The 19110-nt window shown below is 72.8% G+C and carries 20 protein-coding genes and 1 tRNA gene; 19 read left to right on the forward strand and 2 right to left on the reverse strand.

Features of this window, described 5'->3' with window-relative positions; genetic code table 11:
* Positions 1–17 precede the first annotated feature (17 nt).
* From AB3388_RS08065 to AB3388_RS08135, 15 genes are all read left to right on the forward strand, one after another.
* A complete protein-coding gene (locus tag AB3388_RS08065; RefSeq protein ID WP_495410242.1) occupies positions 18–839 on the forward strand; it encodes an IclR family transcriptional regulator in 822 nt (273 codons plus the stop codon).
* 239 nt (positions 840–1078) lie between these two features.
* A complete protein-coding gene (locus AB3388_RS08070) occupies positions 1079–2131 on the forward strand; it encodes an ABC transporter permease (protein ID WP_495410243.1) in 1053 nt (350 codons plus the stop codon).
* A 134-nt stretch (positions 2132–2265) separates the two neighbouring features.
* Complete coding sequence (locus AB3388_RS08075) at positions 2266–3327, forward strand: sugar ABC transporter substrate-binding protein (protein WP_495410244.1); 1062 nt, start codon at positions 2266–2268, stop codon at positions 3325–3327.
* Positions 3327–4859 carry a sugar ABC transporter ATP-binding protein gene (locus tag AB3388_RS08080; protein WP_495410245.1) on the forward strand — a complete coding sequence of 511 codons (1533 nt, stop codon included), beginning with the start codon at positions 3327–3329 and terminating at the stop codon, positions 4857–4859. The genes AB3388_RS08075 and AB3388_RS08080 overlap by 1 nt, the downstream gene beginning before the upstream one ends.
* A 78-nt stretch (positions 4860–4937) precedes the next feature.
* Positions 4938–6389, forward strand: coding sequence for an aldehyde dehydrogenase (locus tag AB3388_RS08085; RefSeq protein WP_495410246.1), 1452 nt, complete (start codon positions 4938–4940; stop codon positions 6387–6389).
* 44 nt (positions 6390–6433) lie between these two features.
* Entirely contained in the window at positions 6434–7048 is a 615-nt protein-coding gene (locus AB3388_RS08090) for a hypothetical protein (protein ID WP_495410247.1), read from the forward strand.
* A gap of 49 nt (positions 7049–7097) precedes the next feature.
* Positions 7098–8255 carry a tRNA dihydrouridine synthase DusB gene (dusB, locus tag AB3388_RS08095; RefSeq protein ID WP_495410248.1) on the forward strand — a complete coding sequence of 386 codons (1158 nt, stop codon included), beginning with the start codon at positions 7098–7100 and terminating at the stop codon, positions 8253–8255.
* Positions 8252–8698: an Rv0361 family membrane protein gene (locus tag AB3388_RS08100; RefSeq protein WP_495410249.1), complete on the forward strand. Its 447-nt coding sequence runs from the start codon at positions 8252–8254 to the stop codon at positions 8696–8698. The genes dusB and AB3388_RS08100 overlap by 4 nt, the downstream gene beginning before the upstream one ends.
* A 96-nt stretch (positions 8699–8794) precedes the next feature.
* Positions 8795–9082, forward strand: coding sequence for a hypothetical protein (locus AB3388_RS08105; RefSeq protein ID WP_495410250.1), 288 nt, complete (start codon positions 8795–8797; stop codon positions 9080–9082).
* A gap of 211 nt (positions 9083–9293) precedes the next feature.
* Complete coding sequence (ppdK, locus tag AB3388_RS08110; RefSeq protein WP_495410251.1) at positions 9294–12005, forward strand: pyruvate, phosphate dikinase; 2712 nt, start codon at positions 9294–9296, stop codon at positions 12003–12005.
* 57 nt (positions 12006–12062) lie between these two features.
* Positions 12063–12692, forward strand: coding sequence for a YdcF family protein (locus AB3388_RS08115; RefSeq protein ID WP_495410252.1), 630 nt, complete (start codon positions 12063–12065; stop codon positions 12690–12692).
* A gap of 10 nt (positions 12693–12702) precedes the next feature.
* On the forward strand, positions 12703–13176 hold the full coding sequence (locus AB3388_RS08120) for a hypothetical protein (RefSeq protein WP_495410253.1): 474 nt from the start codon (positions 12703–12705) through the stop codon (positions 13174–13176).
* Positions 13176–15065, forward strand: coding sequence for a DNA primase (gene dnaG / locus AB3388_RS08125; protein WP_495410254.1), 1890 nt, complete (start codon positions 13176–13178; stop codon positions 15063–15065). The genes AB3388_RS08120 and dnaG overlap by 1 nt, the downstream gene beginning before the upstream one ends.
* Positions 15062–15640, forward strand: coding sequence for a hypothetical protein (locus tag AB3388_RS08130; RefSeq protein ID WP_495410255.1), 579 nt, complete (start codon positions 15062–15064; stop codon positions 15638–15640). The genes dnaG and AB3388_RS08130 overlap by 4 nt, the downstream gene beginning before the upstream one ends.
* Positions 15637–15858 carry a hypothetical protein gene (locus tag AB3388_RS08135; RefSeq protein ID WP_495410256.1) on the forward strand — a complete coding sequence of 74 codons (222 nt, stop codon included), beginning with the start codon at positions 15637–15639 and terminating at the stop codon, positions 15856–15858. The genes AB3388_RS08130 and AB3388_RS08135 overlap by 4 nt, the downstream gene beginning before the upstream one ends.
* A gap of 1 nt (position 15859) precedes the next feature.
* Here the strand turns inward: AB3388_RS08135 and AB3388_RS08140 are convergent, their stop codons facing one another.
* Complete coding sequence (locus AB3388_RS08140) at positions 15860–16069, reverse strand: hypothetical protein (protein ID WP_448624544.1); 210 nt, start codon at positions 16067–16069, stop codon at positions 15860–15862.
* 135 nt (positions 16070–16204) lie between these two features.
* Between AB3388_RS08140 and AB3388_RS08145 the strand changes: the two genes are divergently transcribed.
* Positions 16205–16280: transfer RNA gene (locus AB3388_RS08145), tRNA-Asn, on the forward strand.
* Between the two features lie 190 nt (positions 16281–16470).
* Here the strand turns inward: AB3388_RS08145 and AB3388_RS08150 are convergent.
* Complete coding sequence (locus AB3388_RS08150; protein ID WP_495410257.1) at positions 16471–17001, reverse strand: MarR family winged helix-turn-helix transcriptional regulator; 531 nt, start codon at positions 16999–17001, stop codon at positions 16471–16473.
* Between the two features lie 92 nt (positions 17002–17093).
* On the opposite strand from AB3388_RS08150, the gene AB3388_RS08155 reads away from it, so the two are divergent.
* From AB3388_RS08155 to AB3388_RS08165, 3 genes are read left to right on the forward strand one after another with little or no spacing between them, the layout of a single operon-like run.
* Positions 17094–17669 (forward strand): NADPH-dependent F420 reductase, encoded by a 576-nt coding sequence (locus AB3388_RS08155; protein ID WP_495410258.1) that lies wholly within the window; start codon positions 17094–17096, stop codon positions 17667–17669.
* A gap of 42 nt (positions 17670–17711) precedes the next feature.
* Positions 17712–18149, forward strand: coding sequence for a DoxX family protein (locus AB3388_RS08160; RefSeq protein ID WP_495410259.1), 438 nt, complete (start codon positions 17712–17714; stop codon positions 18147–18149).
* Between the two features lie 44 nt (positions 18150–18193).
* Complete coding sequence (locus AB3388_RS08165) at positions 18194–19105, forward strand: dioxygenase family protein (protein ID WP_495410260.1); 912 nt, start codon at positions 18194–18196, stop codon at positions 19103–19105.
* Positions 19106–19110: the final 5 nt, after the last annotated feature.

Consider the following 19110-nt stretch of genomic DNA (forward strand, 5'->3'; position numbering starts at 1 on the left):
CTCCGTATTCTGACCCCATGAGCAGCACGCCGGCCACGCCCGGAAGCAAGGCCGATCTCTCCGTGTCCTTGGAGCGCGGCCTGAGCATCCTGTCGGCCTTCAGCGGCAACCGCCCCGTCCTCGGCATCGCCGACCTGGCCCGGGCGGTCGGGCTCACCAAGAGCACGACCCATCGGTACATCGCGACGCTGGTCAAGCTCGAGTACGTCGAGCAGGACCCGGACACGAGGAAGTACTACCTCGGCCCGCGCGTGGTGGACCTCGGCTTCGCCGCGATCGACTCCATGGAGCTGACCCGGGTCGCCGCCCCCTCGCTCCAGGCGCTCGCCGACGAGACCGGCTACACGGTGAGCATGGCGCTCTGCGACGGTCCGGACGTCGTATACATCGACCGCCGGCGCAGCGGACGGCGCCGCACGCCGCTGACCATGGACCTCAACCTGCACATCGGATCCCGGCTGCCCGCCTACTGCACGGCCCTCGGCAAGGCGATCCTCGCGTTCAAGGACCCCGCGACGCTGCGCGAGATCCTGGACCGGACCGACATGGCGCGCCGCGGACCCAACACCGTGACCAACCGCGAGCAGCTCATGGCAGCGCTGGCGAAGGTGCGGTCGACGGGGGTGGCGGTCAACAACGAGGAGCTCGCGCCGGGACTGCGCTCGTTCGCCGCTCCGGTGCGCGACCGAACCGGCGCGGTGGTGGCCGCGATCAACGTCGCGGTTCACCTGAGCGTGGCGTCGTCCTCGGCCGACGCCCTGGCCGGACGCCTGGAACCGCCGCTCCGGCGGACCGCCGCGGAGATCTCCCGACGGCTCGGTTATCGCCCGGCATCCTGATTGGCGTTCGACTCAGCAAATTCGAGTTCTGATGAGCCGAACAACTGCTTGCCGCCCGTGTGGCCGCGCTCATACGGTTCCCCCGCTTCGCGCGACCGTCTGACGCTCCCTCCCTGCGCCGACGGTCGAGGTCGAGGTCGGAGCCGGCTCTCCACCGATGAGGCCGGCGTCCGGATGACGAACAGACTCGAACGACGCGGTTCGATGGCTCGGCCGCGGGATCCCTCAGGAGCACCCAGGTGACGAGCAGCACCACTGACGCGTCCCGGCAGGACGTCGTGGCGGCCCCCGACGGCGGCGCCACCCGCACCACCCCTCTGGGTCTGGCCAAGCGCGTGTTCGGCATGGAATCCACGAGCGTGCTCATCGCCACCGTGGCGCTGGTCCTCGTGATCGGCGCGCTGCACCCCGACTTCCTCGACCCGCGGCAGCTGCGCGACGTCCTGCAGCAGTCGGTCTACGTCGCCGTGCTGGCGGCCGGCGTGGCGTTCCTGCTGGCCATGCGCGAGATCGACCTGTCCATCGGATCGATCTTCGGGCTCTCCCTCATCAGCTCCGCGATGCTCATGCGCGGCGGACTGAACCCCTGGCTCGCCGCCGTCGCAGGCGTCGCGCTGGGCGCGGTGCTGGGTCTGGTCAACGCCGCCGTGGTCCAGCTGATCAAGATCCCGGCGATCGTCGCGACGCTGGCCACCCTGTCCATGTTCCGCGGCCTCTCGCTGGCCCTCAGCGAGGGACAGCAGGTCGTGGGCCTGCCCCTCGACCACCCGTTCTTCGAGTTCTTCGGCGGCCGCCTGCTCGGCATCCCGGTGAGCGTGCTCGTCCTCGTCGTCGTGGGCATCGCGCTGACCCTGGTCCTGCGCATGACCCCGTTCGGCTACCGCGTCCGCTCCATCGGCTCGAACCCGGACGCCGCGACCTTCTCCGGCATCTCCCTCGCCCGGGTGCGCATCCAGGCGCTCATGCTGATGGGCGGCCTGGCCGGACTCGCCGGCATGCTCGGTCTGGCCTTCTTCGGCTCGGGTGACCCGAACATCGGCGGCGGATTCGAGCTCCTGGCCATCGCCGCGGCCGTCATCGGCGGCACCCCGCTCCGAGGCGGCAGCGCGACCGTGGTCGGAGCGATCTTCGGCGCCGTCCTGCTCAGCGTCGTGACCAGCGGCCTCGTGTACTTCAACATCCCGGTCAACTGGAGCTCGTTCGCGACCGGCGCCGTCATCCTCGTCGCCGTTGCCGTGGACAGCCTGCTCCGTCGCCGGCGCGAGTCGCGGGCCGCTGCCGCCGGCCTCTGAGCCCCGCGGGTCCCGTCACCGCCGGGTCCTGCCGGAACCGATCCACCCGCACCACGGCACGTCGTCCGACGCTGCCGCGATCCGTCCCACCCTGCCCAGAAAGAGGTCCCATGCGATCCCTGGCCCCAGCGTCCGTGCGGCGTAGCGCCGTCGCCGCGTTCGCGATCACGTCCACCCTGGCCCTGACCGTGGCCTGCGGCGCGGACGACGGCGGCTCCGGCTCCGGCGGCTCGGCCAAGGAGGTCGACCTCTCGTTCGTCTACGCCACCTCCACCATCAACGCGATGCAGGAGATGGCCTTCGGCGCCGAGGCCGCGGCCGACGAGCTCGACGGCGTGAACTTCAGCGAGGCGGCGCCGGCCGGGGTCAACGGTCCCCAGCAGGTGCAGCTGTTCCAGTCCGCGACGCAGACCGCCCGTGACGGCATCGCGATGCAGACCCTGACCCCCGACCTGTTCGTCCGGCCTCTGCAGCAGGCCGTCAGCAGCGACATCCCGGTGGTCTCGGTCGACAACGCGCCGCCCGAGGGCAGCGGTGTCGAGACCTTCGTCGGCAACGACAACGAGCACGTCGGCCGGATCCTCGCCGAGGAGCTGGTCAAGCAGCTCCCGGCCGATCAGGGCGGCACGGTCGTCCTGGGCAACGCCATCCCGGGTCTGCCCCTCATCGAGGAGCGGCTCGCGGGGATGATCGACGTGCTGAAGACCGAGCGTCCCGACCTGGAGATCGTCGGCCCGCTCGCCACCGCCAACGAGCCCACCGAGAACTTCAACGCCTGGAACAACATCCTCAAGGCCCACCCCGACGCCGTGGCCTACCTGGGTGCGGGGGCGCAGGACTCGGTCTCGCTGTCCCGTCTGCACGCGAGCACCGGCGGCAGCTGGCTCGGCGGGGCGTGCGACCTCGACCCGGCCGCCCTCGAGGGCCTCAAGAACGGTGACCTGTTCGCCATCGCCTCGCCGGAGCACTGGCTGAAGGGCTACATCGCGGTGCGCCTGCTGGCGGCGAACGCCCAGGACGGCGAGGCGCTGCCCAAGGGGTGGTGGAACCCCGGCGAGCTGCTGGTCAACGCCGACAACGTCGACGAGATCATCGAGCGGCAGACCGACGAGGCCTCGCGGCTGGCGTGGTTCCACGACGTCGCCGAGAAGCAGTTCGCGAACCCGGACGACTACATCAGCGAGCTGGGGAACTGATGTTCGCCCTCGAGGCGCAGAGCGTGCGCAAGACCTACGGCGGAGTGTCCGCGCTGGCCGATGCCGGGCTTCGTGTCCGACCCGGCTCCGTGCACGCCCTGCTGGGGGAGAACGGTGCCGGCAAGTCCACGCTGGTGAAGATCATCACCGGCGCGGTGCGTCCGGATGCCGGCGTGCTGCGCCTCGAGGGGTCCGACGTCTCCTTCTCCGACACCGCCGACGCCGCGCGGCACGGCGTGGCGGTCGTCGCCCAGGAGCTGAGCCTCTTCCCCGACCTGGACGTGCTCAGCAACCTCTTCCCGATGCGTGAGCCGCGGCGGGGCCCGTTCGTCGATCGCCGGCGCATGGCCGCACAGGCCCGGCCGATCCTCGACGAGCTGGGGCTGCACGTCTCGCTGCGGGAGCAGGTCGGGAACCTGTCGCTGGCCCAGCGCCAGCTCCTCGAGGTCGCCAAGGCCCTCCTCACCGATCCGCGGGTGCTCATCCTGGACGAGCCCACGTCGGCGCTGGACGCCAAGACCGCGGAGGTGCTGCTCGGCATCCTGCGCGTGCTCCGCGACCGCCAGGTCGCCGTGGTCTTCGTCTCGCACATCCTCGAAGAGGTCATGCAGCTCTGCGACGAGGTCACCGTCCTGCGTGACGGCCGTACGGTCCTCGACGCCGAACCCCTGGCGAATCTGACGATCCCGAAGATCGTCGAGTCCATGCTGGGGGAGCGGCATGCCCAGCTGGCCGAAGTGCGGCCGCGCGCGACGGTCGACCTGAGCAGCACGGTCGCCGCGCCCGACCGGAACGGGACGCTGCGGGTGGAGTCGGTGTCCCTGGACGACCGGCTCCTCGACGTCTCGCTCGTCGCGTCCCCCGGCGAGGTGGTCGGGCTGGCGGGCGTCGCCGGCGCCGGGCACCAGACGGTGCTCGAGCTGGTCGCGGGGCTGCGGCAGCCGACCGCCGGACGGGTCCTGCTCCCCGACGGCGACCCGGCCCCCAAGGGCCTGCGGGCAGCCATCGCGCGCGGGGTCGCCCTGGTGACGGGGGACCGTCGCCGCCTGGGGCTCATGCTCGACAAGCCGATCTGGGACAACGCGGCCCAGGTCCGCTCCGTGGCGCTGGCGCGCGACGGGCTCTGGATCCGCAAGCGCGTCCTGCGGTCCCGGGCCAGGGAGCACGCGTCCCGGGTGAACCTGCGCACCTCGTCGATCGACAAGAGCGCGGGCCTGCTCTCGGGTGGCAACCAGCAGAAGGTCGTCCTCACCAAGTGGCTGCAGACGCAGCCGTCGGTCCTGCTCCTCGACGACCCGACCCGCGGGGTCGACATCGGGGCGAAGGCCGAGATGCACGGGCTCATCCGCTCCGTGGCCGAGGCCGGAGCGGTCGTCCTGCTCTGCTCCACCGACCTCGACGAGCTGTCGACGCTCTGCGACCGCGTGTTCGTCCTGCACCACGGCCGTGTCTGCGCCGATCTGACGGGGGAGTCGTTGCGCCAGCACGACATCCTCGCGGCGATGAACACGGGCACGGTCCAGACCGCGTGACCCGCCGGCCTCAGCCACTCCGGCCGGCCACCTGATCCAGTCCCATCCCGCCGAGACCCCCGTTCGAGGAGTCGCACCGTGTTCGAGACCAGCCTGCTCATCGGCACCGAGGAACTGCCCGCCAGCAGCGGCAGGGCCTTCGATCGGGCCAACCCCGTCAGCGGCGAGGCCGTGACCCGCAGTCAGGCGGCCACCGCCGAGGACGCCGTCCGGGCCGTCGAGGCCGCCGCGGCGGCGTTCGCGCAGTGGGCGGCCACGACGCCGAGCGAACGGCGCGCCCGGCTGCTGAAGGCCGCCGACCTGCTCGAGGCGAACACGGAGCGCTTCATCGAGCGGATGGCCGCCGAATGCGGCGCCACGGCGGGCTGGGGCCACTTCAACGTGCACCTGGCGGCGGGGATCCTCCGCGAGGCGGCCGGGCTCACGACCCACGTGGGCGGCCAGGTCATCCCCTCCGACGTGCCCGGCAGCCTGAGCATGGGCATCCGTCAGCCGGCGGGCGTCGTGATCGGCATGGCGCCCTGGAACGCGCCGGTGATCCTGTCGGCCCGCGCGGTCGCGTTCCCCCTCGCCGCCGGCAACACCGTCGTCCTCAAGTGCTCCGAACTGTCGCCGGCCACCCACATGCTGCTCGGCGAGATCCTGGTCGAGGCGGGCCTCGGGAACGGCGTCGTCAACGTGATCACCGTGGCCCCCGAGGACGCCGCCGAGGTGACCGAGGCGATGGTCGCGCACCCGGCCGTCCGCCGCCTCAACTTCACCGGCTCCACCCGGGTCGGTCGCCTCGTCGGCGAAGTGTGTGCCCGTCACCTGGTGCCCGCGGTCCTCGAGCTGGGCGGCAAGAACCCGCTCCTCGTCCTGGCGGACGCCGACATCGACGCCGCCGTGCAGGGCGCGACGTTCGGCGGGTTCGTCAACCAGGGCCACGTCTGCATGTCGACCGACAAGATCATCGTCCACGAGTCCATCGCGGAGGAGTTCGTCGCGAAGCTCGTCGCCCGGGTGGAGTCGCTCCCGTGCGGCGACCCGCGCACGGAGGACGTCGTCCTCGGCTCGGTCATCGGCACGAGCACGGTCGACCACATCCGGCGGCTGGTCGACGACGCCGTCGCCAAGGGCGCGAAGGTCCTGACCACCGGCGAGCCGCAGGGCACGATCATGCCCGGGGTCGTGCTGGACCACGTGACGCCCGAGATGGACGTCTTCCACGAGGAGATCTTCGGTCCCGCCGTGACCGTCACCCGCGTTGCGAGCGAGGACGCCGCGATCGCCGCGGCGAACGACAGCGCCTACGGCCTGTCCGCCGCCGTCTTCACCCGGGACGCCGCCCGCGGCTTCCAGGTCGCCCGGCGGATCGAGTCCGGCATCTGCCACATCAACGCGCCCACCGTGCACGACGAGGCGCAGATGCCCTTCGGCGGCGTCAAGGACAGCGGTTACGGGCGGTTCGGCGGCCTCGCCGGGATCGACGCCTTCACCGAGCTCCGGTGGATCAGCATGCAGGTGGAGCCGCGGACGTACCCGTTCTGACGCCGCCCGGCACGTCGCACACCGAGAGGGAGACGAGCAGCCAGATGAACCGCTTCGAGCAGGCCGTGTACGACTGCATGAACCCGACCGCCGAACTGGTGGAGCGGACGACCGACCCGCGGCACCGGGCGATCCTCCTGAACTGGTGGCGGCACGTGCTCCTGGAGGGCGCCGGCGAGTTCGACGCGATCGTCGCGCCCGACATGATGGCCGACCACCCCGTGTACCGGGTGACGTGGGGCGAGACCCCCACGGTCATCGAGGGCAAGGACGGTGTCGTGGCGTTCTACACCAGCGTCGGCGACTCGGTGCTCTGGCACTCCGACGATCGGCTGGCCGTGGCCGACTGGGGGATCGCCAACGAGATCACCTTCCACCAGCTCGCCGCCGGGCGGGACCTGCAGGCGGTGGGCTACGACGTGCCCGACGCGGACACGCTGTACCACGTGGCGAGCCGACAGGCGTTCGTCTGGCCCTACGACGACCAGGCCCGCCTGGCCGGGGAGCATCTCTACGAGGACAAGACGAGCCTCGTGATCGAGGAGGTCGACCCGGCGGAGGCCATCACCCCGGCCCGGGTCAGGGAGATCAACCGGGAGCTGCTCGCCAAGCTGGAGGCCGAGCGCGGACCGGGGTTCTGGCTGCTCGCCCGGAACTGACCGGGTCGGGGCGGCCACCGGTCCCCGGTGGCCGCCTACCCTGGGTCACGTGACCAGCACGCTCGAGCCGGCGACGGCGATCGCGCCGCTGCGGCTCGGCGGGCTGACCGTCGACCCCGCCGTCGTCCTCGCCCCGATGGCCGGCATCACCAACCCCGCGTTCCGCACGCTGTGCCGCGAGTTCGGCGCGGGCCTCTACGTCTGCGAGATGATCACCACGCGGGCGCTGGTGGAGCGCAACGAGAAGACGCTGCAGATGGTCCGCGCGACGCCGGACGAGAAGGACGCGTTCTCCGTCCAGCTCTACGGCGTCGACCCGGCCACCGTGGGCCGCGCGGTCGAGATGCTGGTCGACGAGGGCGTCGCCGGCACCCGCCCCGCGCACATCGACCTCAACTTCGGCTGCCCGGTGCCCAAGGTGACCCGCAAGGGCGGCGGCTCGGCCCTGCCCTGGCGGAGAAGGCTGTTCGAGAACATCGTGCGGTCCGCGGTGGGCGCGGCCGGCGACGTCCCGGTCACGGTCAAGACGCGGATCGGCATCGACGCCGAGCACCACACCTACGCAGAGGCCGGCCGGATCGCCGAGGACGCCGGCGCCGCCGCGATCGCCCTGCACGGCCGCACCGCCGACCAGCTCTACAGCGGCACCGCCGACTGGTCGCACATCGCGCGCCTGGTCGAGGCGGTCGGCATCCCGGTGCTCGGCAACGGCGACATCTGGGAGGCCGACGACGCGCTGCGCATGGTCGCCGAGACCGGGTGCGCCGGGGTCGTCATCGGCCGCGGCTGCCTCGGCCGCCCGTGGCTGTTCGGCGACCTGGCCGCCGCCTTCGCGGGGCGGGACCAGCGGGGCCTGCCCACCCTCCGCGAGGTCGCCGCCGTGATGCAGCGGCACGCCGAGCTGCTGAGCGAGGAGCAGGGAGAGCGGCACGGCTGCACCGACTTCCGCAAGCACGTGGCCTGGTACCTCAAGGGCTTCTCGGTCGGCTCCGACGTCCGCAAGGCCCTCGCCATGGTGAGCGGCCTCGACGAGCTGGCCGACCTGCTGGCCCGCATCCCCGACCAGCCCTACCCGCTCGAGGTGCTCGGTGCCCCGCGCGGGCGGACCAGCCCGCCGCGTCCGGTCGCGCTGCCCGAGGGCTGGCTCGCCGACCGCGACGACCCGCGCCCGCCGGCCGGCGCCGAGCTGGGGGTCAGCGGCGGATGACCGGGGGGCCTTATCTCTACGACGAGGGCCCGGAGGACCTGCACACCGGCGCCGGCCGCAGCCGGCGCGGCCTGCTCGTCGCGATCTTCGGGGGCACCGCGCTGGTCGCGGTCGCCGCCGCCGTCGCCCTGCTGGTGGTCCGCGGCTCGGCGGGGGAGCAGGCCACCGAGGCGGCCGGCGTCTTCGTCGCCGCCCTCCAGCAGGACGACCTCGAGACCGCCTACGGCCTGCTGTGCGCCGACGAGCGGGCCCGCCTGCAGCCGGAGGACGTCGCGACCGAGTACCTGCGCCCCGGAGCTCCCCGCGTCGGCGACGCCGCGGAGGGCGACGGCGACGCACAGCGGGTGCCGGTCCGCTGGACCGACGGCGACGCCGTGAGCAGCACCGTCCTCACCGTCGTGAACGAGGGCGGCGCGCGGGTCTGCGGCATCGCGGCCGGCTGAACCGTCGCCGCGGGATCCCTTCTCAGCAGCGGGTGCGCCTGCCACCATGTGCGCCGCCCATCCGCAGGGCCGTCGGCCCGTTCGAGAGGAAGACCGTTGTCGCAGCCGCCGTACCCGCCCGTTGCCGGCCCGCAGGGAGCGCCTGCCGCGCCGCCGCCCGCTGCGCCGACCCAGGTCATCTTCCCCGGTCAGGTGCAGCTCGCGCCCCAGCCGCAGTACGCCCCGACGCCTCAGCAGCAGCAGCCGCAGACCCTCGCGACCGGCTTCCCCCACTACGTGTCCCCGCCGCCGTCGCCCAGGAACCTGACCGGGCTGATCGTCGGCACGATCGTCTGCCTCGTCGTCCTCGTCTTCGCCGTCGTCGGATTCGTCCTGGTCTCCTGACCTGCGCGGTCGCCGCGCGCCGGGGGTGACAGCTCTCGGCGCGCGGTGACCCGTGTCACCCGCTCCCGGGCTCGCGGCAACCGCCGCCGTCCGCCACGATCACCTCCACACATTCTCGAACGGACGTCCCAGACGTCTGCTGTTCTCGCGGCCCGTCCTGCATCACGATGGACGGACATCGGGCGGGGGCTGACGAGCGCGGAGGTGCACGGTGACCGAAACGGCCCAGGCGACCAAGTGGGTCTACGACTTCAGCGAGGGCAACAAGGAGCAGAAGGACCTGCTCGGCGGCAAGGGCGCGAACCTCGCCGAGATGACCAACCTGGGCCTGCCGGTCCCGCCCGGCTTCACCATCACCACCGACGCCTGCCGGTACTACCTCGAGCACGGCGACACGCCGCCCGACCTCGCCGACCAGGTCACCGAGCACCTGACCGCGCTCGAGAAGGCGATGGGCAAGACCCTCGGCGACCCGGCCGACCCGCTGCTGGTGTCGGTGCGCTCCGGCGCCGCCGCCTCGATGCCCGGGATGATGGAGACCGTCCTCAACGTCGGCCTCAACGACGACTCGGTGCAGGGGCTGGCCGCGCAGTCCGGCAGCGAGCGCTTCGCGTGGGACTCCTACCGCCGGCTGATCCAGATGTTCGGCAAGACCGTCCTCGGCATCGAGGGCGAGCTGTTCGACGAGGCGCTCGACGCCGTCAAGCACGAGCAGGGCACCGAACTCGACCTCGACCTCGACACCGGGCACCTGAAGGACGTCGTCGGCCGGTACAAGGCGATCGTCACCGAGCACGCCGGCCGCGACTTCCCGCAGGACCCGCGCGAGCAGATGGACCTCGCGATCAACGCCGTCTTCAACTCGTGGAACGCCGACCGGGCGATCCTCTACCGCCGCCGCGAGCGCATCCCCGGCGACGCCGGCACCGCGGTCAACGTGGTCGCGATGGTCTTCGGCAACATCGGCATGGACTCCGGCACCGGGGTCGCGTTCACCCGTGACCCGGGCAGCGGCGAGCAGGGCGTCTACGGCGACTACCTGCAGAACGCCCAGGGTGAGGACGTCGTCGCCGGCATCCGCAACACCGTGCCGCTGACCGAGCTCGGGGAGATCGACAAGGGCGCCTACGACGAGCTCATGTCGATCATGGCCCGGCTCGAGGGCCACTACCGCGACCTGTGCGACATCGAGTTCACCGTCGAGCGCAACAAGCTCTGGATGCTGCAGACCCGCATCGGCAAGCGCACCGCGGGCGCGGCCTTCCGCATCGCGACGCAGCTGGTCGACGAGGGCCTCATCGACATGGACGAGGCGGTCCGGCGGGTCACCGGCGACCAGCTCGCCCAGCTGATGTTCCCGCGGTTCGTCTCCGGCGGGGACGCCACGCAGCTCACCCAGGGCATGAACGCCTCACCCGGAGCCGCCGTCGGCAAGGCGGTGTTCGACTCCGAGACCGCCGTCCGCTGGGCGCACGGCGGCGAGAAGGTCGTCCTGGTCCGCCGGGAGACCAACCCCGACGACCTGTCCGGGATGATCGCGGCGCAGGGCGTGCTCACCAGCCGCGGCGGCAAGACCTCGCACGCGGCCGTGGTCGCCCGCGGCATGGGCAAGACCTGCGTCTGCGGCGCCGAGGAGCTGCAGGTCGACACCAAGGCGCGCAGGTTCACCGCGCCCGACGGCACGGTCGTGAACGAGGGCGACGTCATCTCGATCGACGGCTCCACCGGCCGCGTCTGGCTGGGGGAGGTGCCGGTCGAGCCGTCGTCCGTCGTCCGGTACTTCGAGGGTGAGCTGGACCCGGACGCCGAGGACGCCGACGACCTGGTCAAGGCCGTGCACCGGATCCTGACCCACGCCGACGAGGTGCGCCGGCTGGGCGTGCGCACCAACGCCGACACCCCGGAGGACTCCGCCCGCGCCCGGCGCTTCGGCGCTCAGGGCATCGGCCTGTGCCGGACCGAGCACATGTTCCTCGGCGACCGGCGGCAGCTGGTGGAGAAGCTGATCCTCGCCGAGGGCGACGAGGACCGGCAGACCGCGCTGGACGCGCTCGAGCCGCTGCAGAAGCAGGACTTCACCGAGATCTTCGAGGCCATGGACGGGCTGGCGGTGACCGTGCGGCTGCTCGACCCGCCGCTGCACGAGTTCCTCCCCGACCTCACCGAGCTGTCGGTGCGGGTGGCCGTGGCCGAGGCGCAGGGCCACCCGGACGAGGGGAACCTGCGGCTGCTGGCCGCCGTTCGCCGGCTGCACGAGCAGAACCCGATGCTGGGGCTGCGCGGGGTGCGGCTGGGCCTGGTCGTGCCGGGCCTGTTCAACATGCAGGTGCGGGCGATCGTCGAGGCGACCTGCGAGCGGATGAAGGCCGGCGGCGACCCGCGGCCGGAGATCATGATCCCGCTGGTGGGCGCGGTGCAGGAGCTCGAGGCGATCCGCGAGGAGGCCGAGCGGGTCATCACCGAGGTCTGCAAGGACCACGGCGTCGACATGAAGGTGCCGATCGGCACGATGATCGAGGTGCCGCGCGCGGCGCTGACCGCCGAGGAGATCGCGCAGTCCGCGGAGTTCTTCTCGTTCGGCACCAACGACCTGACCCAGATGACGTGGGGCTTCTCGCGGGACGACGTCGAGGCGGCGTTCTTCCACGCCTACCTGGACAAGGGGATCTTCGGCGTCTCGCCGTTCGAGTCGCTGGACCGCGACGGCGTGGGCCGGCTCGTGTCGTTCGCCGTCGAGCGGGGCCGCCGCGGGCGCCCCGGGCTCAAGCTGGGCATCTGCGGCGAGCACGGCGGGGACCCCGACTCGGTGCACTTCTTCCACGAGGTCGGGCTCGACTACGTCTCCTGCTCGCCGTTCCGGGTGCCGGTGGCGCGGCTGGAGGCGGGCCGGGCGGCGCTGGGGGCGGAGCACGTCGGGAGCTGAACGGCACGCCGTCCCCAGGCGCCGCACGGCGTCGGTGCCGCGTGGTACCCATGACGCGTGGGGGTGCGGCTCGGCAGTCTGGTGGGCAGGGTGGTCGCGGCCGTCGTCCTGGCCGTCGTGCTGCTGGTGACCTCGACCGCCCTGGCCATCTGGTACACCGCCCGGCAGGACTCCCGCCCGCGGTCCGACGCGATCGTCGTCCTGGGGTCGGCGCAGTACAACGGCGTGCCCTCGTCGATCTTCGAGGCGCGGCTGGAGCACGCGCTTGCGCTCTACGAGGACGGCGTCGCGCCGGTGGTGGTGACCGTGGGCGGCAAGAAGGCCGGTGACCAGTTCACCGAGGCCGAGGCCGGGCGCGACTACCTCGCCAACGCCGGCATCCCGGTCGACTCGCTGCTGGCCGTGCCCGAGGGCGTCGACACGCTGGAGAGCATGCGGGTGGTGGGCAGGGCGTTCGCCGACCGCGGCTGGACCTCCGCCGTGCTGGTCACCGACCCGTGGCACGCCATGCGCGCCGAGCGGATGGCGGAGGATTCGGGCATCGAGGCGGAGAGCTCGCCGACCCGGCAGGGGCCGGCGGTGCAGACCCGCGCGACCCAGTTCCGCTACATCCTGCGCGAGACGGCGGCCTACCTCCTCTACCGCGCGACCGGCGAGAGCGTCGCCGGCGCACCGGGGATCGGCTGAGGAGGCGCGGGTGCTCGAACTGGGCAAGGCCGGCTCGGCCGGTGTGGAGAGAGGAACCGTGCCGGTGCTCCGCGACGGCGCCGTGGTGGCGACGCTGCGCGCCTCGAACTGGAAGGAGGCCGCCACGGCGGTCATCGACGGCCAGGAGTGGCGCTACGCCAAGGAGCGCCGCGAGCTCACCGCCCGCTGGGCCCTCGACCCGGAGGGCAGCGCGCGCTGCCGCGCCGGCCAGGTCTCGGTCTGGAAGGGGACCTGGACGGTCGACCTGGAGGGGACGGCGGTCGCGGTGCGCACCCCGTCGTGGTGGAAGGGCACGCACCGCTACCTGGTGGACGGCGCGGTGGTGGCCGCGAGCGGCACGGCCGGTCTCGCCCAGCGGCCGACGCTCACCGTCGAGGGCTCCCTGCCGCTGCACCACCAGGTCTTCCTGCTCTGGCTCGAACTGGTGGTCCGCCGCCGGGCCGCCGCTGCGAGCGCCGCCTGATGGCCGGGCGGGGACGGATCCGGGCCGCGGACATCGCGCTGGTCCGCGAGCGCGCTCGGGTCGAGGACGTCATCGGTGAGCACCTGCAGCTCAAGCGCGCCGGTAGCAGCTTGAAGGGCCTCTGCCCCTTTCACGACGAGAAGTCGCCGTCGTTCCACGTCACGCCGACGCGTCAGCTCTGGAACTGCTTCGGTTGCGGGGAAGGCGGCGACGTCATCTCCTTCGTGCAGAAGATCGACCACCTGTCGTTCAGCGAGGCCATCGAATACCTGGCGGGGCGAGCCGGGGTCCAGCTCCAGTACGAGGACGACGGCGGCCGGCCGACCGGAGCGCCGGATCGCGCCCAGGCCGGTCAGCGGGCCCGCCTGGTCGCGGCGAACACCGCGGCCGCGGACTTCTACGCCGAGCAGCTGAAGAGCCCCGAGGCCGCGCCGGCCCGGCAGTTCCTCGCCGACCGCGGCTTCGACCGCCAGGTCGCGCTCGACTTCGGCTGCGGCTTCGCCCCCGGCGGCTGGGACGCCCTCACCCGGCACCTGCGCGGCAAGGGGTTCAGCCAGCAGGAGCTGGTCACCGCCGGGCTGGCCAAGGAGTCGAGCCGCGGATCGCTGATCGACCGGTTCCACCGCCGGCTGATCTGGCCGATCCGCGACATCACCGGCGACGTCATCGGGTTCGGCGCGCGCAAGCTCATGGACGACGACCAGGGCCCGAAGTACCTCAACACCCCCGAGACGCCGCTGTACAAGAAGAGCTCGGTGCTCTACGGCATCGAGCGGGCCAAGCGCGACATCGCCCGGCGGCACCAGGCGGTGGTGGTCGAGGGCTACACCGACGTCATGGCCTGCCACCTGGCCGGGGTGACGACGGCGGTCGCCTCCTGCGGCACCGCCTTCGGGCCCGAGCACATCAGCGTGCTGCGCCGGCTGCTCATGGACCAGGACGAGTTCCGCGGCGAGGTCGTCTACACCTTCGACGGGGACGCGGCCGGCCAGGCGGCGGCGATGAAGACGTTCAAGGAGGACCAGCGCTTCGTCGCGCAGACCTTCGTCGCGGTCGAGCAGGACGGGCGGGATCCCTGCGAGCTGCGGCAGGCCCACGGCGACGCCGCCGTCCGCGACCTGGTCGCCCGGCGGACGCCGCTGATCGAGTTCGTCCTCAAGACCACGCTCGGCGAGTACGACCTCGACACCGTCGAGGGCCGGGTCGCCGCATTGGAGCGGACCGCGCCGCTGCTCGCCCAGATCAAGGACCACGCGCTGCGGCCCGCCTACGTCCGCCGGCTGGCCGCAATGATCGGCGACACCGACGAGGCCGACGTCATGCGCCGGGTGCGCCGCGCGATGGGCGGCGGCGAGGAGCCCGAGCCGTCCCGCGGGCGGGGGCGGCTGCCGAAGCGCAGCCCGGACGACGTCGCGGTCGGGGTCGAGCGCGAGGCGGTCAAGGCCGCGCTGCAGGTGCCGGAGATCGCCGGCCCGTCGTTCGACGCGATCGAGCCGGCCTCGTACACCGACCCCGACTACGCCGCGGTGGCCGCGGCGGTGGCCGCGGCCGGGGGAGCGGCGGCCGCGCGGGTGACCGGCCCGGAGTGGCTGGACGAGGTGGCGCGCCACTGCGAGCGGGAGACCGCGCGGGCGCAGCTGACCGCGCTCGCCGTCGAGCCGATGCGCGCGGTGGGGGGCGAGTCGGACACCGGGTACGTCAACGCGATCCTCGCCCGGCTGCAGGAGATGGCGACCGTCCGGCAGGTGGCCGCGCTCAAGGGCCGGCTGCAGCGGATGAACCCGGTCGAGGAGGCCGACGCCTACAACAAGGCGTTCATGAAGCTGCTGGCGCTGGAGCAGCAGGCGCGGTCGCTGCGCGAGCGGGCCATGGGCGGGCTGACCCCGTGAGCGTCCTCGACCGCGTCCGGCGCCGGTGGGCCCGGCCGCCCGAGCTCGTGCGCGCGGTGGTGCAGGCGTCACCCGACGCCGACGAGCGGGTGCTGGCGTGGGGTGTGCTGGCGCGCGAGGCCGGTTGGCTGGTGGCGACGTCCCGTGGCCTGCGCCGCGTGCCGGCCGACCTCGCGCTGGACCGGGCGGGGGAGGTGGGCGTGCTCGCGTGGCACGAGGTGGGGCGCGCGGCGTGGACTGCGGCCGGCAGCGGCGGCACGTTCGCCGTCACCCCGCTGACCGAGGTCGAGCCCGGCGTGCAGGCGCGGCTGCCGGTCGAGCGGCACGCGCTCAGCGACGCCGGCGACCTGCCCGGCGTCGTCCGCCGTCGGGTCGACCAGACCGTCGTCGCCAGCCGTCGCGCCCCGCTGCCCGGAGGGGGAGGGGTGATCCTGGTGGCCCGGCGGGTCCCGGGTCAGGCCGTGCGGGAGTGGACCGTCGTGTTCGACGACGACGCCGACCGCAGCGACCCCGAGGCGCGCGAGGTCGCGCGGCAGAAGCTCGCCGACGCGGTCGCCGCGGACTCGCCGGAGTGAGCGAGCTCCTCCTCGCCGTCGGCGGGCTCACGGTCCTCGTCGGCGTCCCGACCGGTTATGCCTGGCTGGGCATCCGCGCGCGGCGCCGCGGCATCGGCGGCTCGGTGCTCGCGCCGCTCGAGGAGGTCTGGGACCCCGTCGCGCATCGCACGAACATCGAGGTCCAGGTGCAGGCCGAGCGCGAGGCACCGGCGCCGTCCCCGGACGACCGCCCGTAGGTCAGCGCGGGGCGTCGCTGCCCATCTTCGCCTTGACCGACTGCGCGACCGCGTCGGCGCGGGCCTGGGCCATGCCCGCGACGCTCTGCAGCCGCGGGTCGTCCTTGGCGTGCTCCCACGCCCGGCGGATCTGCTCGTACCGCTCGCGTCCGGCGCGGGCGCCGAGCACGTAGCCGGCGCCGAAACCGGCGAGGAAGGACAGCTTCGCCACGAAGACCTCCGGGGGCTGGGAACGTCGGCGATCACGCTACCTGTGGCGACGCCCACTCGTCGGCTCAGCGGGGCGGTCCCGGTCCCACGGACGAGGTGAGGTAACCTTGCCGGGCGCGCGGGCCACGCCCGCCCGTCCCCCGTAGCTCAATTGGCAGAGCATGCGACTGTTAATCGCAGGGTTATTGGTTCGAGTCCAATCGGGGGAGCCAGCAAGGCCCTGATCAGGGCGTTTCGCAGCGGCCAACGACTGTGACGTGCACTCTTCATGCACTCAAACCCTCGAGCGGTGCCTCTCGCGTCGGATCACCCGGGCGCCGGGCGGGCCGGCGCACGGGCGGGCACGACGTCGACGGGGCGATGACGGCGCGCGATCCGCAGGTGCCGGCGTTCTCCCTCCTGTCAGCAGCCGGCGGCGGCCTGCGTCTGGGTTGAGGGGGCGGGCTGGTCGTAGCGGGTGTAGGTCGGGGCCATCGACCCGGTCGGATCGAGGCGGGTGAGCAGGGCGTCGCCGATGGCGGCGAGCTGGTCGATCTGCTCGTCGGTGAGCGCGTCGATGACATGCTGCCGGACGTTGTTCACGTGGCCGGGAGCCGCCTGCTGGACCTTCGTCCACCCGGTCGCGGTGAGCCGGGCGTTGGTCGCCCGGCGATCCTCCGGACACGGGAAGCGCTCCACCAGGCCGCGGGCCTCCAGGCGGCTCACCACGTGCGAGAGGCGGGGGAGCGTGGCATTTGTCTGACGGGCCAGCTCGGTCATGCGCAGCGTGCGACCGGGCCCCTCGGACAACATCGCCAGCACGTAGTACTCGAACTCGGTCACGTCGGCGTCCCGGCGCAGCTGCGCATCCAGGACGCCGGGGAGCAGCTCGAGGACGCCGCGCAGGCGGATCCACGCGCGCAGCTGGCGGCGGTCGAGCCAGGGGGTGTCCACGGTCACATCCTCATCCGGAATGGTTGTCGCAACAAGTACGCTCACGCATGATGACAGTTGTCGCAACAACCAATTAGGTCAGGAGCAGCGACATGGCACACGTGAGCATCATCGGCACCGGCAACATGGGGCAGGCCATCGCCGGTCTCGTGCGCAGGGGCGGCAACACCGTCGAGCTGATCGGCCACGGGGACACCGGCAGGCCGGTCACCGGTGACGTCGTCGTCCTCGCCGTCTACTACGGCTCCGTTGCCGATGTCGTCGCGGAGCGCGGCGAGCAGCTGGCCGGCAAGGTCGTCGTCGACATCACCAACCCGGTGAACACGGCGACCTTCGACTCCCTGGTCGTTCCGGCCGACGGCTCCGCGGCCGCCGAGATCGCCTCGGCGCTGCCGCAGTCCCGCGTGGTCAAGGCGTTCAACACGAACTTCGCCGCCACCCTGGCCTCCGGCACCGTCGGCGACCAGCCCGCGACGGTCCTGATCGCCGGCGACGACGCCGACGCCAAGTCGCTGCTGGCCGGCATCGTCACCGCCGGCGGGCTGCGCGCCATCGACGCCGGCTCGCTGCGCCGCGCCCGCGAGCTCGAGGCACTCGGCTTCCTGCAGATCGGCCTGGCCGCCGGCGAGAAGATCGGCTGGACCGCTGGGTTCGCCGTCATCGCCTGACGACCCGACCACCCGGCCCCCTCGGCATCGACAGGATCCGCCATGACTCTTCCCGCTCCCGCCCGTGACCTCGCCGTCCTGCTGATCCGCATCGCCGTCGGCCTCGTCTTCGTCGCCCACGGCTGGCAGAAGCTGAACACCTTCGGCATCGACGGCACCGCCGCCTTCTTCGACTCGGTCGGCGTGCCCGCCGCCTCCGCCGCCGCGTGGTTCGCCGCCATCGTCGAGCTCGCCGGCGGCGCCGCGTTGATCCTCGGCCTCGCCGTCCCCGTCGCCGGCCTGCTCCTGCTGCTCGACATGATCGGCGCGTTCGTCTTCGTCCACGCCGGCGCCGGCGTCTTCGCCGAGCAGGGCGGCTACGAGCTCGTCGTCGTCCTCGGGGCGGCCGCCCTGCTGCTGGCCTCCGCCGGCGCCGGGCGCTTCAGCGTCGATCACCTGGTCGCCGGCCGGCGGCGCACCGCCCAGCCCGTGCACGCCTGACCCGGCGCAGCCGATCCCGCTCCCACCACCCTCGAGGAGTCCGCATGACCACGCCCGCGTCCACCACGACCGCCGTCGCCGACGCCCGCATCCCCGACGCGCACCCGTTCGCCGCGCACCTGCGCCGCGTCAGCGCGCTCGAGGCCGCCGACCCGCACCGGCCGTGGACGCCGGAGGACGGGCCGCTGCCCAGCCTCTACCTGTCCCACGGCGGCGGGCCGATGCCGTTCGCCGACCGTGCGTGGCTGGACCCGCTGCACGGCTGGGCCCGCTCGCTGCCCAAGCCGCGCGCGATCCTGATGGTCTCGGCGCACTGGGAGTCCGCGCCGCTGTCGGTCAGCGCCGCCCGGCCCGACGAGCTGGTCTACGACTTCGGCGGCTTCGACCCGCTGTACTACACGTTCCGCTACGACACCCCCGACGCCGGCCAGCTGGCCCGGCGGGTGACCGGCCTGATGCCGGACACCGAGCAGGTGCACCAGCACGCCCGCCGCGGGCTCGACCACGGCGCCTGGGTGCCGCTGAAGATCATGTACCCCGCGGCCGACGTCCCGGTGCTGCAGCTGTCCCTGCCCACCGAGGACCCGGAGAAGCTGCTGGCGCTCGGCGAGCGGCTGCGGCCGCTGCGCGAGTCCGGCGTGCTCGTCGTCGGCTCCGGCCACATGACCCACGGCCTGCCGTTCCTGACCCGGGAGATGTTCACCGAGAACAAGGTGCCGGGCTGGTCGGCCGACTTCGACGCCTGGGCGGCCGACGCCCTGGCCCGCGGTGACGTCGCAGAACTCGCCCGCTTCCGCACCGCAGCCCCGGGGATGCCCTACGCGCACCCGACCGTGGAGCACTTCACCCCACTGTTCGTCGCCCTCGGGGCGGCCACCGACCCGACCGCCCCGGTGGTCACCACGCTGGACGGCTACGGCGTCGGGCTCTCCCGGCGTTCCTTCCAGGCCGCCTGAGCCCC

The sequence above is a fragment of the Geodermatophilus sp. SMS 5-13 genome (assembly GCF_059428245.1).